Raw genomic sequence first — 13044 nt, forward strand, 5'->3', positions numbered from 1 at the left:
GTAGAGGCCTAGCGATGAGTTAGGCCTCTAAAAGGAGAGTCAGAATCCAAATACTGTTCTAAAACCCGCTCTAGCTTGCTCACCGCAGCACCAAACTTAGCCGGATTTTTTGCATTCAACGTCGCTAAATTACGCTGTTTCCAGCGAATAGCGGGAAGATGCTGAATATCAGGATAGCGATACAACGACCAGTCAGGGTTGTTTTGCTTATAACTGAGTAAAAACTGACGATCGCGATCGGTAAAATGTGATTTCAACGCCTGTGGCAGCAAAGTTACTACTGCAAGCAATGATTCCAAAGAGGTCTCCTGCTGGGTCATGCCTGAAAATTCCTGCTGGTACAGCGTAGCGATCCGAGCAGTATCCCAGTGAGGTTCCAACAGTTCAGCGATGGGACGAGGATGACCCGCCAGATAGCAAAGAAAGCCATCGAAAATCTCGCGAGTGAGGCCCGGTTTTTCCAGCATATTGACTACATCAAACAGATCGCGTGGATGCTGACGATCGAGTGCAGCGCAAATTTTACCGCCATAGAGATCCGCCAATGACACGACATTCATGGTGGTGAAGCCATATTCCATTTCCACCGGCTCGCATACCGGTATTTCTGCTGAAGGTAACAACAATCCACGCCAAACCGGGCTGACTTCAATCTTTATCTGTGCATCACGGGAATTAACGATGATACGTTTTTCGTCAGCTTTATTATCCTGTCGAATGGCGGTGAAACCGGGGTTGCGGTTCAGAGATTCCGCCATGCACCTCAATGCGTCATCGATGGCAGCCAGATCGGTATCGCGATCCAAGAACGTGTTATAAACCAGATCGATATCCACTGACAGACGAGGGAAATCTTGTACAAACAAGTTGATCGCGGTACCGCCTTTCAACGCAAAGCAAGGCTCTTTCGCCACATAGGGTAGTGCGTTTATCAACAGCCTGACCTGTTGGGCATAAATATCACGTTGATTCATCTTCGACTCCTTTCGATTTGAATGCTCTGGGAACGGTTATTTGATAATCCGGCTCCAGCCAGCCACCAGGAATGATTTGCCGCTTCCCTGCACCTGTTTCTATGCGGCTTCGATCGAGATACTGAAAATAAGGATGTCCGTTGCGCTGGGCCAGGTAGAGCATCACCCGATTGGTTTTCACCGAAGAACTGGCACAGAGCAGTACCTGTAATTTGCGTGGGCTGAGCAGATTTAACCCCTGAAACAGCGCATCAGCATGTTCAAATGAGATTTGAGCAGGAACGCTACTGGCGATTTCATACGCTGCAAGCTCCGATATACTGCCCGTTAGTAACCTGTCACCAATTTTCAGTTCTGTCGTAAATGACATCACATCAACAGATAATCCCGACGTATAGAGCCTGACAAAAGTGGCTGATGACTCGAATGCACTAAACCATCCAGGCAATTTGGTATAAGCAGGGAGCGCAAGCCAGATTTGAGGCTTTCCCTGTTCTATATAGTGGGAATAACCCTGTAAAGCAAGGCTGGTTAGCCCCGCTATTCGTACCGGTCTTTCCCACTGCATTTGCAAGCAGGATACGGCATCGACCCAATCAGGTTCACGGCCCACCCGGCAATAAACCCCCTGCGAGATCCTTTTAAGCCAACCGTTCTGTACATAGCGATAAGAGAGCGTGCGATCGATGCCATTGCGACTAAGCCATGACTGAAGCAATACCTGCCCCGGTAAGGTGTTTTGCATTAGCCAGTTTAAATAATTAGCCAATTGTCGCCTCTCAGTTGACAATTCAGTTTATTTTTAAACCATTATGGTTCTGGTGAACGCGCATGACAAGGCTGGGTTTAATATTTTTCCTATTTGTCGCCTCCAAGTCGACGTTTTAGTAAAAATTTAAACCACATCCCGTTGTGACCCTCACCCAGACTCACCCGTTACTTACCCTACCTTTCAGTTCCGCCACGGATTTCGCCGCTCACAGTGAGCGTTTCGCCGGCGCCCTGCTTGAAAGCAACGATCCGGCATTAAAGCAGGCACTGTGTGGCCGACTGGTGGCATGCCTTGCCTTGGGAAAATTACTGACAGAATGCGCGCTATCGCAGGAATCCGAACCGCTGATAACCGGGTTGCTGTCTGAATTGGTGTGGTGTTTCTCCGCAGAGCTTAAAACTCCGCGCCGGGCGCGAACAGAAACCCGCTACCATAAAGTTACCCAGTGTCATTATGCCTTTCTTGCCAATTGCCTTGATTTTACTTTTTCGGGTGCAAGCGGCAAAAAGGCTGGCGTCGCTCGGCGGTGCATCGCCTGAAATCCAGCCAATCCCTCGCCGCCGCGAGGAGCCATCCGCATAATGACTATTTTGGTTGATACGTCCATCTGGGTTGACCATTTCAAAAACAGGAATGACCGGTTAATCAAGTTGCTGGGCATGGATTTGGTTTTAACACATCCTATGATTCTTGCAGAGATAGCGTGTGGTACCCCCCCGGCACCAAGAGTGAGAACGCTTGGGGACCTGGGGCTGTTATCACTGAGCCATCAAGCCACTATCAGCGAGGTGATGGCATTCATTGAAAACGAAAAGCTGTACGACCTCGGCTGTGGTCTGGTTGATATTACATTGTTGGCATCAACCCTGATAACACAGGGAGCAAGACTTTGGACACTGAATAAGCGGCTTGAGACGCTGGCTAAACGTCTTAATGTGAGTTATCAGCCAATTCATTGACAGAACGTAAACGGCTCAAGCTACAACCAGAAAAACATCGGTTGTTTGGTGATGAAGAGCGAGATTTGGTTTCGATAAGAACAGAGAGAATGTGGGTAGGTATGAGCATCAATAAAAAACCCAGCCATAGGCTGGGTTCACATTGCGATGGCTATCAGTACATAGCGCCCGGCGGAACATCTTTGTGGGCAAGAACATAAGCAGCCAGGATTCTTTTCAGTAATTTACGCACGATTTTTGGCCTTTTTAACGTAACCGATAATGAAGTTGCAGGTGATGTTGTCTTCTGTTAACAGAGTGTACGCTCGTCATAATCACGACGCAAGTTTTTGTGACGCGCATCACAAAAAATTTTTGTATGCGTGCCGTCGCGTGCAGAAACTGGCGATATTCACACGTGCAGGTAGCTCATCTCGGCGCTCGTTATGTTATCTTATTAAAATATGAAGAACTTTTAATCACATCACGTGATAGTTTCCCGGCAGTTGCCGTGAAGGCAAGTTCGTTCAGCGGCCAATATCGCGCCGATATCGCTGTTTTACCCGTAACGCTGCCGCGCTGCGACGGCATGCAGGACGCCATGGAAACCTGGAAACTCAACTTATACGCCGCCTGGGTGGGATGCTTTTTTACTGGCCTTGCCATGAGCCAGATTCTGCCGTTCCTGCCGCTCTATATTGAACAACTCGGCGTCACCGACCACGCTGCTCTGAGTTTGTGGTCAGGGTTGATTTTCAGCTCTTCGTTTCTGGTCTCGGCCATCGTCGCGCCGCTGTGGGGCAGTCTGGCAGATCGCAAAGGGCGCAAGCTGATGCTGCTGCGCGCCGCGTTGGGTATGGCGATTGTCATGGCGCTACAAGGCCTGGCCAGCGATGTCTGGCATCTGTTTATCCTGCGCACCTTAATGGGGCTAACCTCCGGCTATATTCCCAATGCCATGGCGTTGATCGCCTCGCAAGTGCCGCGTGAAAAAAGCGGCTGGGCGCTGGGTACGCTTTCAACCGGCCAAGTGGCTGGCGTAATTATCGGCCCGCTGCTCGGCGGCTTCCTCGCCGACCACGTCGGGCTGCGCGTGGTGTTCTTTATCACCGCAACCTTGCTGTTCATGTGCTTTTTGATCACCTTGTTCACCATCAAAGAAGGGGTTACCAAGGTCACTAAAGCCAATCGCCTCAGTGGCAAAGCGGTGTTCTCTTCCCTGCCCTACCCGGCGTTGATCGTCAGCCTGTTTGTCACCACCATGATGATTCAGCTCGCTAACGGCTCTATCAGTCCGATACTGACGCTGTTTATTCGCGAACTGACGCCGGACACCAATAATCTGGCCTTTCTCAGCGGCGTGATCGCTGCGGTTCCCGGCGTTTCAGCCCTGTTGTCAGCCCCTCGGTTGGGCCGTCTGGGCGACAAAATCGGCGCGCACCGCGTGCTGATCGCCGCACTGGTAGCCTGCGTACTGCTGTTTTGTTTGATGTCCACCATCAATGATGCGTTACAGCTAGGAATACTGCGTTTCCTGTTGGGTTTTGCCGATGGCGCACTGATGCCTGCGACGCAGGCGCTGCTGTTGAAATACAGCAGCCAGCAGGTGACTGGCCGGATTTTTGGTTACAACCAATCCTTTATGTATCTGGGCAATGTGGCAGGTCCGCTGCTCGGCTCCGGCGTGTCCGCCATGATGGGGTTTCGCTGGGTGTTCATCATGACTGCACTGCTGGTGTTGGTTAATACGCTGCATATCGCCTAGCGCTTCCGACAAATCCCCGCTAAGCCGTGATCGCTCCTCCGTTATCCCATAGCGTTATTTACCTCAGGGAATAACGCCAGGATTTATATACGGATTATTCATAAAACGTCCCTTTACCTTGGCGACAGCCACCGTTCGGCAGTAGGATCGATAGCGGTTTTTTGTGGTCAACGAAGGAGGTTTTTATGTACACAGCGTATGACAGATACAGAAACCCGCTGGAAACGGGCTGTCGTGTAATGCAAAACGGTTCTCGTCTGGTGGGTACCATTGCCGCCATTCATGCAGATAAGCTGAAACGAGAAGACGTTCGCAACGCCAAATGCGTAGAACTCAATGGGGTCAGTGACTACTTCTCCCCTGATGAACTGATGCGTTTGGGCCGTGCCTAACACGGCTTTCGTCTCCCTTCGGGCGTGTTAGCACGCCCGATGCACGTTTTCTCCCACCACCGACCCGTTATGGGTGATCGAACCAGTCGCGGTTTTGCTCTGCTATCGGAGTAATGGAATAGATCATCTCTTGCAGATGTTCGCGGATTGCCGCTTCTGCCGCATCCGGATCGTGCGCTTTCAGGCTGTTAAAAATCAGGTAGTGCTGCTTGATCAAATTCAGCGGTGGAGAAACCTGACTCAGGCTGAGAAAACGAACCCGGTCCATGGTCGCCTTAATTGACTCGATGGTTTCCCACGCCAACGGGCAGCGTGCCACCTGCGTCAGCAGTTGGTGAAAATCGTCATCCAGGCTGAGAAACTCACGAATCTGCTCATTCTGTGCCGCCAATTCCTGCCGGTGCAGATTGTGCTCCAGCACCAGTAATTGCTCATCGGTCACGAACTCTGCGGCCCGGCGCGCAATAGCGCACTCCAGCGCCTGGCGGATAAAACGTGCGTCAGCCACCCGTTGTTCCGAAATTTTCATGACGAAAGTGCCGCGCTGCGGCAGTACCTGCACCAGCCCCGCTTCTGCCAGTTTGATAAACGCCTCACGCACCGGCTGGCGCGAAACGGAAAAACGGGTTGATATCTCTTTTTCTGAGAGTAACTTACCCGGCGGAATCGCGCACTCCACGATATCCTTACGCAGGATACGATAGATTTGCTGATTGACCGGCTCATTACTGTTGATCTGAAAGGAAGTTTCCATACATCGCTTTTGACTATTCGAAAGTATTACCCTTCATAATACATGCTAATTCTTTGTCTTACCTACCTTCTTTTCCTCTCCATTTTTCCCAGCACGTCATAACAGATAACGGCGGCATACCACTCTGAAAATCAGAGCAATGTAGGCCGCCGTATGAGGGTTCGAAGAGGATTTAATCCGGGATCATGAACCTGGGTGCAACAGACGCACAGGAACCTTAGCCACCACTTTACGCACCGGGGCTTCATGTTCTACATGGCAAAGTGGAGCATGAATATCCCACGGGAATAAAATGACAAAATCACCCGGCGTTAACACGATATCCTTTTCTGTCCCCGCTTTACTGCGATAGAAGTAATTGTCTTGTTCAGGATGCGGATCGTCGGGTAGCGACTGAAGTACAGGTCGGTATTCCAACCGCTCTTGTCCAGAAATAACGAATTGCACGTCAATGTTGTCACAATGCGTTTCTGCAATACGTGCCTGACTGGGTGCCGTCGTTGCCTGAAACGTTTTGTACACCACGTCTTGCTGATGCATTTCACCGTCAGGGTGTTGAGCAAAATCAATCCCCTTCAGCGTCTCTAACACCTGATAGATCGCTGCCGGTAACTCCAAGCGAGACGCCGCTAATTGAGCAATATTGCCAACTATCATCGATTCCCCCTCTATTTCGCTAACGCGACAATCTCAGCCCAGACACCGTCATCAACAACAATCCCTTGGTCGCGTTGCTGCTCGCGCATTTTTACTTCCATTTCACCAGGGAAATAGACAGCACTTTTACCTTCCGCGGGTTGGGATGTCTTCACGTAGTCAGCAATGCTATCAGCCAAACGGTCGCTGAATTCGCTGCCACCGAGTTGGGCGGGATCAAACACCATGAATATCTGGCTGGCGCCGGTGCAACTCCCCTTTTGAATTTTATCAATTTCATTGGTTGGATGACCCGCAGAGAGCAATGCCGCCATGGCATCCAGCAAAATGGCCATACCAGAACCTTTCCAATAACCGGTAGGCAGAATACGCATTGACTCTTCGATGGGGCCCGGTTCATCCGTTAAGTTGCCGTCTTTATCAAACCCACCCGGGAACGGCAGTTTTTCGCCTTTGAGGCGTGTTACCTGCAATTTTCCGTAAGCGTACTGCGACATCGCCATATCCAGAACCAATGCCCCCGCCTTGCGCGGCACGGCCATAACAAACGGGTTATTCCCCAAACGTGGGTTCTTTGCATCCCATGCAGGCATACAAGACTCGGTATTGGTCCAGCAGATAGCAGCATAGCCCTGTTCAGCCGCTTTCCATCCATACGTGCCGCCGCGCATCCAGTGCGTTGTGTTCTTCAGCGCCACGATACCAACACCATTTTCACGCGCCAGCGCGGTCGCGCGTTCAACAGCAAACAGCGCATTGGTTATGCCCACACCTTGTTGACCATCATAGATTTCCAATGCACCCAGCGCTTTGACACACTCGGGCTCAGCATGAATATCTACCCAGCCTTTATTGACGTAGTCGACAAAACGGGCAACGCGGTTTAATCCATGGGAGTAAATACCGTCGCAGCTGGATTCGGTATGTATTTGTGCGCACGTGTCTGCTTTTTTCTGATCCAACCCGGCATTGATGAACGCCTTTTTAACCGTTTCTTTCATAACATCAAATTGAATTCTTTGCATATTATCCTCATTCTTTTGAGTAGAGTAGGCAGGTATGAGTACGGGTCTCCATTCACGTCTGGACACCCGTCTTGGGCTAAAAACGTAAAATGACCTTACAGCAGCTATGACGATCGTTTTCAAACGTTGCCATCGCGCTGACCACTTCCTGATACGGATAGCGGTGAGTAATCAACTTACTGGGATCGATCAATCCAGCGCGCAGCCAGTCGATCACAATCGGGAATTTATGCGCATTGAGGCGCGAGGAATAAATACTCAGTTCCTTGCTGGTGATCCCTTGCTGCGTGACGGTGCACGGGTCCGCAGAGAAGCCCATCAACACAATACGGGCGGCTGGAGACGCGAGCGTAATCGCCTCTTGCAGAATGGATGGATGGCAGGCAGCATCAATAATCAACGTGGGTCGATATCCCCTACGAGCCAGCTCATCCGGTAAGGACAGGTGCGTAGTATCGATAACGTAATCCGCACCACTTTGCCGTGCCATTTCAAGCCGCTCTGGAATGCGATCCACCACGATCACGGTTTGTACCTGATAAACGCCTTTCAGCACCTGAACAGACGTCAAACCCATCGGCCCCGCGCCATAAATCAAGGCACAATCTTGCTCTGTGGGTGTAACCTGACCCGCTACATTTGCTGCAATCGTGAAAGGCTCAACCATGACCGCGAACTCATCACTCACATCGTCAGGAATATGATGCGCGTTACGGGCTGGCACCACGGCGTATTCACTGAAACCACCGTCACGATGCACGCCCAATACCACCAGTTCCGTACACACGTTCGGTTTGCCAATGGAGCACGGATAACAGTGACCACAACTGACAACAGGATCGACAGAAACACGTTCACCTACCCGCGCGTCCTCAACGCCCTCTCCTACTGCCTCAATAACGCCAAAAAACTCATGACCAATCACTCGAGGGTATTTAGCAAAGGGATTATGGCCGTGGTAGATATGGCTATCTGAACCGCAGATCCCTGCCAAACTGATTTTTACCCGTACATCCCCTGGCAAGGGCTGCGGGATAGCGCGTTCCTCAATATCCAACTGGTTGGGTTGTGCGATAACAATACTTTTCATTCAGCAACCTCATTAATGGCTAACATGCATACTACCATACAAGAAAACATAAAAAAAACCTATGAGCAACATCACATTTACCATCAGTCACACGTGGAGATACTCGAATAGGCTGATTTAAAAAAGCGTTATTTTACAGATAAATAACGCTTTTATTCTTGCATTATCAGGCGGAAAATTACCAGACCAGCGTGCGCAGCGTCTGTTTCACCCCATGCTGAAGCAGAGACTGATAGTAGCGGGTCACCGTCGCTACAAACTCACGTTGCTGCGGCAAGTCTTGTCCAAAGATAGCCTCCAGTCCCAGCAATGCCTGAACGCGGGCTTCTCCCTGCTCGCTGTTACGCACCACGTCTGCCAGCACATCACGCAACGGATCGCTGATATCAATGGCATTTCCCTGCTCATCCACGCCGCCGACATAACGCATCCATCCGGCCACACCGAGCGCCAGCATGTCGAAACGACTGCCGTGCGCCAGATGCCAGCGAATCGAATCCAGCATACGCTGTGGCAGCTTCTGCGAGCCGTCCATGGCAATTTGCCAGGTACGGTGCTTCAGCGCACGGTTGCGGTAACGCTGTAACAGCGCGTCGGCGTAAGCCGCCAGATTAACACCCTGGGTGCGCAGCGTGGGAGCCTGCTCTTGCAGCATCAGGTGGTGTGCCGCTTTAACGAGTGCCTCGTCCTGCATGCAGTCGCTGATATGCGCATAACCCGCCAGATAACCGAGATACGCCAGGAAGGAGTGGCTGCCATTCAACATGCGCAGTTTCATCTCTTCGTACGGCAGCACGTCCTGTACCAGTTCCGCCCCCGCCTTTTCCCATGCGGGACGCCCGTTGACAAAGCTGTCTTCAATCACCCACTGAAAGAACGGCTCGCAGGCAATGCCCGCCGGATCGTTCACGCCCAGCAGTTCGGTGATTTGCGCCAGCGTTTCTGGCGTCATCGCCGGTACGATACGATCCACCATGGTGGAAGGGAACGTCACGTGCTGCGCGACCCACTGCGCCAGTTCAGGGTCCTGACGCTGCGCCAGTTGGGTAATCACATTGCGTGTCACATGGCCATTTTCCGGCATGTTGTCGCACGACATCACGCTAAACGGCGGCACACCGCGAGCTTTACGGCGTTTGATCGCAGCCAGAATAACGCCCGGCAAAGAGCGCGGTTGATCCGGGTGCTGGAGATCGTGCGCAATCATCGGATGCTCGGCGTTAAGCTGTCCGGTTGCCGGATGGTGGCAGTAGCCTTTTTCCGTCACCGTGATGGATACGATAGCGATATCCGGTGCACTTAATGCTTCCAGCACCGCCTCGATGCCGTCCAACTCCGCGTGCAGGGCGGTTTTGGCTACGCCAACAATGCGGCTGGTCCAGCCATCGTCCGCCATTTCCGATACGGACCACAGCAGATCCTGCTCGCGAATATCCTTAATCTGTTGCTCACCGCCAATCAGGTTGATTTCGCAATAGCCCCAATCGCTGCCGAACTGTGCGGCCAGTTTGTCGGCACACACCGCCTGGTGGGCGCGATGAAACGCGCCGAAACCAATATGAGCAATACGAGCGACCAGTTTGCTGCGGTCATATTCAGGCACCGCGGCTTTTGCCTGTAAGAGAGACGTTGTCATAACAGTTTTTCCCAACGTTGATGCTCGCGCATCCGTTTACAATTATTCACCTACCGATGAGACAGTCCGTGTTCCTTTGACCGATGACGCGTCGTTCTGGTGCCACAGGGTGTCATAAGGATGCCCGGTTAAGTCCTCAACGATACGGCGTGTTTCTGGTGTCACATCCTGTTTTCTGCCATTGGCTTTCAGGCGTTCCACTTCATCCACAAATACCTTGTGCGTGCTCTTATTCAATCGGAAGGTCAATGCCTGCCACAGCGCTATCAACAACAGGCTGACGGTACCGATAAACATCAGACCCGCAATGGTTTGAATCGCTTCTTGCGGTTGGGCCTGGCTGCCTTTCATGAAACCGCCCCACTGCAACAACAGGCCAACAATAAAGGTGGCAATCGCGACGGTGGTTTTACGTGAGAAGGTCATTACCGCAGCGAACAGCCCTTCACGACGCTGACGGGTGATCATTTCGTCAATATCGGGAATGAACGGGAACACGTTCCACGGGGTGAACTCCAGCACGCAGCGACCCACCTGATAGAAACCGGCCAGCGCCACCAGCATCACCATCTTGTTTTCTACCGGGAAACGGTAGACGTAGAAGAACCCGGCCAGACACAGCATCATCAGCGTGTAGGAAAAGATATACAGGCGCGACGGGCCATATTTGATGATCGCCAACCCGGACAGCAACGTTACTGGCAGCCCGACAATACTCATGGAGAGCAGGCTTCCGGCAAACGCCGAAGAGACGTTCAGACAGTAGACGCAGAAGAACACAAACACCGTGTTGTAGACATCTTTTGCCGTGAAGGAGAACAGATAAATTGCCAGGTGTTTTCTAAAGGCACGCACATGCAACGTCGACGCATAATCCTTAAACAGGCCACCCAGCAGACGCAGCTTTTCACCCAGGGTGCGCGGCGGCGTTTCCGCTTCTAACTCGGCCAGCATTTCCGGCGTCAGTTCGCGTTCCCAGGTCACTTTCCAGGAGATGAACACGCACACCATAAAGATAACCGAGAACATCACACCGTTGATCAGATAAGCATTCGCATCGTGTTCGCCGTAGTGCTTAATCAGCAGGCCAGGGATAAAGGTCGCGAGAAACGTCCCCAACGCCGAGAGGAACATACGGCACGTAGAGAGTTTGGTGCGCGAGTTAAACCCTTTGGTCATTTCGGACGGCAGCGTCTCCCATGGGATCAGCACCATCGCGGCAATGATTTCAAACGCCAGGTACACCGCCAGATAGAACCAGTAATTCATGCCGTTGAGCCACAGCAACGAATACACCAGCATCAGCGGCGCGCCGACTAACAGAAAGAATCGGCGGCGACCAAATTTCTTACCGAAATAGTTTTTATAAAAGTGGTCGGTAAAACTGCCCATAAACAGACTGACAATGGCATCGACAATACGCGCAATGGCGACAATCGAGGCAGCTTCCACCGGCGTTAAGCCCACAAAAGTGGTATAGAAAAAGAGTAACCAGGCCCCGATAACGGTAAAGGCACCGCCACCCATAATATCCGTCAAACCATAACCGATACTGACCGGTATAGTCACTTTCTTAGAAGCAGACATGTTCTATCCTCATTAAAATGAGAGTAATAATCAGAATTTAAAATAGTGTAGGGCGTTATCGTGACAAATATTTCTTACCATACGTTGCAGGATAATGTCATCCGCGGGAAATTCCCCGGCATCGATCCATTGTCCAATTAATCCACATAATATCCGACGGAAATAATCGTGACGCGGGTAAGAAACAAAGCTGCGCGAATCGGTCAGCATACCGACAAAATTCATCAGCAGCCCTTGATCCGCCAGCGCGTTAAGCTGGCTCAACATGCCACGGCGCGTATCGTTGAACCACCAGCCTGACCCGAACTGAAGCGGTGATTTAACCCCGTCTTCTCCGGACTGGAAGTTGGCAATCGTCGAGGCCACAATGTCATTGTAGGCCGCGTATAAGTTATAAATGATTGTCCTGGGTAAATGATTCTCCTCGGCCATTGCATTGAGAAAGGCATTAAGATTGGCAGCCAACCGGGGTTGATCGGCAATAGCGTCAAACCCGCTATTTATCCCCACTTTTTCCAACATGCGTTGGTTATTATTGCGGATCGCGCCGAAATGAATTTGCATAGCCCAATCATATTTTTTATATAACCGGGCCAGCGTAATAAATAATACGCTTTGCCAAATACTCTCTTCCGCAGCGGTGATGACTTCACCCTGCATTTTTTTCAGGAATACCGTATCACCTTGTACCGTAGTGAACGGTGTAAAGGTTAAATCGCCCAGTCCGTGATCGGAAATACGGCAGCCCACCTCGTGGAAAAACTGTACCCGCGCTTCCAGCGCCCGCTCAAAATCCGTGAACCGGGTAATGGTTTCGCCGGTTAATTCCGCCAAACGCACCAAGGCAGAAGAGAACTGGTGTCTGTCGTGCGAGAAAAACTCATCCGGTCGAAAGGTCGGCAACACTTTTGGGGTGAAACTGGCATCCTGCTTCAACAACTGATGATAATGCAGAGAATCCAGCGGCGAATCCGTGGTGCAGATAACCTCAACCCGAGAGCGCGTCATTAACGCTCGCGGTGTGAAGGCATCATCCTGCAACTGGCGGTTGCAGGCATCCATGATGTCACGCCAGTTACGGCTGCTCAGCATCTCGTCAATGCCGAAGTACTGTTTCAGTTCCAGATGTGTCCAGTGATAAAGCGGGTTACCAAACGCCGCTTCAACGGTTTCTGCCCACGCCTGAAATTTTTCTTCAGGGGAGGCATTGCCGGTTATCTTTGCTTCTGGAATACCGTTGGCGCGCATCGCGCGCCATTTGTAGTGATCGCCTGCCAGCCACAGTTCCGTGATACTGCTGAAACGGCGGTTTTCATAAATGTCTTTGGCTTCCAGATGGCAGTGGTAGTCAATAATCGGTAAATCCCGAGCCACCTGCTGATAGAGTTTGACCCCAGTCGGGCTGCCTATCATGAAATTGTCGTTAATCAAGCTCATTGCTTTTCTCCCGCACC

13 protein-coding genes and 1 pseudogene are annotated in these 13044 nt (G+C 51.4%); 4 read left to right on the plus strand and 10 right to left on the minus strand.

Annotated elements, in window-relative coordinates:
• Positions 1-8 precede the first annotated feature (8 nt).
• Together J5067_RS10520 and J5067_RS10525 are read right to left on the minus strand one after the other, a co-directional pair.
• The gene (locus tag J5067_RS10520; RefSeq protein WP_264627923.1) at positions 9-974 is read right to left on the minus strand and encodes a nucleotidyl transferase AbiEii/AbiGii toxin family protein; all 966 of its coding nucleotides are present in this window, start codon (positions 972-974) and stop codon (positions 9-11) included.
• Complete coding sequence (locus tag J5067_RS10525; RefSeq protein ID WP_264627924.1) at positions 961-1743, minus strand: type IV toxin-antitoxin system AbiEi family antitoxin; 783 nt, start codon at positions 1741-1743, stop codon at positions 961-963. Before J5067_RS10525 ends, J5067_RS10520 begins: the two co-directional genes overlap by 14 nt.
• A gap of 143 nt (positions 1744-1886) precedes the next feature.
• On the opposite strand from J5067_RS10525, the pseudogene J5067_RS10530 reads away from it, so the two are divergent.
• Positions 1887-2165, plus strand: a pseudogene (locus J5067_RS10530) (hypothetical protein); the annotation flags it as partial.
• Positions 2166-2327: 162 nt separating this feature from the next.
• A complete protein-coding gene (locus J5067_RS10535; RefSeq protein ID WP_264651072.1) occupies positions 2328-2705 on the plus strand; it encodes a type II toxin-antitoxin system VapC family toxin in 378 nt (125 codons plus the stop codon).
• Positions 2706-2859: 154 nt separating this feature from the next.
• Here J5067_RS10535 and azuC read toward each other — a convergent pair whose 3' ends face one another.
• On the minus strand, positions 2860-2937 hold the full coding sequence (gene azuC, locus J5067_RS23295; protein ID WP_350338160.1) for a stress response protein AzuC: 78 nt from the start codon (positions 2935-2937) through the stop codon (positions 2860-2862).
• Between the two features lie 348 nt (positions 2938-3285).
• Between azuC and J5067_RS10540 the strand changes: the two genes are divergently transcribed.
• Together J5067_RS10540 and ydfZ are read left to right on the plus strand one after the other, a co-directional pair.
• Positions 3286-4449 carry a multidrug efflux MFS transporter gene (locus J5067_RS10540; RefSeq protein ID WP_264651110.1) on the plus strand — a complete coding sequence of 388 codons (1164 nt, stop codon included), beginning with the start codon at positions 3286-3288 and terminating at the stop codon, positions 4447-4449.
• 185 nt (positions 4450-4634) lie between these two features.
• A complete protein-coding gene (gene ydfZ, locus J5067_RS10545; protein WP_264644274.1) occupies positions 4635-4841 on the plus strand; it encodes a putative selenium delivery protein YdfZ in 207 nt (68 codons plus the stop codon).
• Between the two features lie 67 nt (positions 4842-4908).
• Here the strand turns inward: ydfZ and J5067_RS10550 are convergent, their stop codons facing one another.
• The 7 genes from J5067_RS10550 to uxaC form a co-directional block, all read right to left on the minus strand.
• Positions 4909-5595 (minus strand): GntR family transcriptional regulator, encoded by a 687-nt coding sequence (locus tag J5067_RS10550; RefSeq protein WP_264626598.1) that lies wholly within the window; start codon positions 5593-5595, stop codon positions 4909-4911.
• 183 nt (positions 5596-5778) lie between these two features.
• On the minus strand, positions 5779-6252 hold the full coding sequence (locus J5067_RS10555) for a YhcH/YjgK/YiaL family protein (RefSeq protein ID WP_264628871.1): 474 nt from the start codon (positions 6250-6252) through the stop codon (positions 5779-5781).
• 11 nt (positions 6253-6263) lie between these two features.
• Positions 6264-7277 (minus strand): 3-dehydro-L-gulonate 2-dehydrogenase, encoded by a 1014-nt coding sequence (gene yiaK / locus J5067_RS10560; RefSeq protein WP_264644273.1) that lies wholly within the window; start codon positions 7275-7277, stop codon positions 6264-6266.
• Between the two features lie 76 nt (positions 7278-7353).
• Positions 7354-8367 (minus strand): Zn-dependent oxidoreductase, encoded by a 1014-nt coding sequence (locus tag J5067_RS10565; protein WP_264644272.1) that lies wholly within the window; start codon positions 8365-8367, stop codon positions 7354-7356.
• Positions 8368-8545: 178 nt separating this feature from the next.
• A complete protein-coding gene (locus J5067_RS10570; RefSeq protein ID WP_264651073.1) occupies positions 8546-10003 on the minus strand; it encodes a mannitol dehydrogenase family protein in 1458 nt (485 codons plus the stop codon).
• Positions 10004-10045: 42 nt separating this feature from the next.
• A complete protein-coding gene (locus J5067_RS10575; protein ID WP_264651074.1) occupies positions 10046-11590 on the minus strand; it encodes an MFS transporter in 1545 nt (514 codons plus the stop codon).
• A gap of 30 nt (positions 11591-11620) precedes the next feature.
• The gene (gene uxaC, locus J5067_RS10580; RefSeq protein WP_264651075.1) at positions 11621-13027 is read right to left on the minus strand and encodes a glucuronate isomerase; all 1407 of its coding nucleotides are present in this window, start codon (positions 13025-13027) and stop codon (positions 11621-11623) included.
• Positions 13028-13044 lie beyond the last annotated feature (17 nt).

Origin of the sequence: Candidatus Symbiopectobacterium sp. NZEC151, from assembly GCF_025962655.1 — a bacterium.
Lineage (GTDB): Bacteria > Pseudomonadota > Gammaproteobacteria > Enterobacterales > Enterobacteriaceae > Symbiopectobacterium.

What these genes read in the sequence shown, in the direction of transcription:
- ydfZ (WP_264644274.1), top strand. Translation starts at nt 4,635, where the DNA reads ATGTACACAGCGTATGACAGATACAGAAACCCGCTGGAAACGGGCTGT.
- yiaK (WP_264644273.1), bottom strand. Translation starts at nt 7,277, where the DNA reads ATGCAAAGAATTCAATTTGATGTTATGAAAGAAACGGTTAAAAAGGCG.
- J5067_RS10540 (WP_264651110.1), top strand. Translation starts at nt 3,286, where the DNA reads ATGGAAACCTGGAAACTCAACTTATACGCCGCCTGGGTGGGATGCTTT.
- J5067_RS10575 (WP_264651074.1), bottom strand. Translation starts at nt 11,590, where the DNA reads ATGTCTGCTTCTAAGAAAGTGACTATACCGGTCAGTATCGGTTATGGT.
- J5067_RS10565 (WP_264644272.1), bottom strand. Translation starts at nt 8,367, where the DNA reads ATGAAAAGTATTGTTATCGCACAACCCAACCAGTTGGATATTGAGGAA.
- J5067_RS10555 (WP_264628871.1), bottom strand. Translation starts at nt 6,252, where the DNA reads ATGATAGTTGGCAATATTGCTCAATTAGCGGCGTCTCGCTTGGAGTTA.
- J5067_RS10550 (WP_264626598.1), bottom strand. Translation starts at nt 5,595, where the DNA reads ATGGAAACTTCCTTTCAGATCAACAGTAATGAGCCGGTCAATCAGCAA.
- J5067_RS10570 (WP_264651073.1), bottom strand. Translation starts at nt 10,003, where the DNA reads ATGACAACGTCTCTCTTACAGGCAAAAGCCGCGGTGCCTGAATATGAC.
- uxaC (WP_264651075.1), bottom strand. Translation starts at nt 13,027, where the DNA reads ATGAGCTTGATTAACGACAATTTCATGATAGGCAGCCCGACTGGGGTC.
- J5067_RS10520 (WP_264627923.1), bottom strand. Translation starts at nt 974, where the DNA reads ATGAATCAACGTGATATTTATGCCCAACAGGTCAGGCTGTTGATAAAC.
- J5067_RS10535 (WP_264651072.1), top strand. Translation starts at nt 2,328, where the DNA reads ATGACTATTTTGGTTGATACGTCCATCTGGGTTGACCATTTCAAAAAC.